At 53.5% G+C, this 617-nt stretch carries 1 protein-coding gene; it reads left to right on the top strand.

What is annotated here, in order from left to right:
* Positions 1-617, top strand: a 617-nt coding sequence (locus tag Q4579_RS23020; protein WP_303567288.1) for a transaldolase family protein, incomplete at its 3' end; no start/stop codon positions are given.

Here is a 617-nt window from a genome sequence, read left to right as displayed (position 1 = left end):
ATGAGCAACAAACTTGAACAACTGCGCGCCCTGACGACTGTTGTTGCCGACACCGGCGACATCGAAGCGATTAAGAAATATCAACCGCAAGACGCGACCACCAACCCGTCCCTGATTCTGAAAGCTGCTGAAATCGAGCAGTATGCGCCGCTCATCGACGATGCCATTGCGTATGCCAAAGCACAGAGCAACGATAAAGCACAACAAATCGAAGACGCGGGCGACAAGCTGGCCGTGAACATCGGGAAAGAAATCCTGAACGTCGTGCCTGGCCGTATCTCCACTGAAGTTGACGCTCGCCTGTCTTACGACACGCAAGCCAGTGTTGCAAAAGCTCGCAAGCTGATCAAAATGTACAACGATGCTGGCATCAGCAACGACCGTATCCTGATCAAACTGGCATCGACCTGGGAAGGGATCCGCGCTGCAGAAGTGCTGGAAAAAGAAGGCATCAACTGTAACCTGACTCTGCTGTTCTCTTTCGCTCAGGCCCGTGCCTGTGCTGAAGCCGGTGTGTTCCTGATTTCGCCGTTCGTTGGCCGCATCATGGACTGGTACAAAGCGAAAGAAGGCCGTGACTTCGAAGCTGCTGAAGATCCGGGCGTGATTTCTGTCAC

Source organism: Photobacterium sp. 1_MG-2023 (assembly GCF_030547945.1).
In the GTDB taxonomy this organism is placed as follows: domain Bacteria; phylum Pseudomonadota; class Gammaproteobacteria; order Enterobacterales; family Vibrionaceae; genus Photobacterium.
The sequence above is the reverse complement of the archived record's forward strand: the minus strand, read 5'-3'. Positions and strand labels throughout refer to the sequence as shown.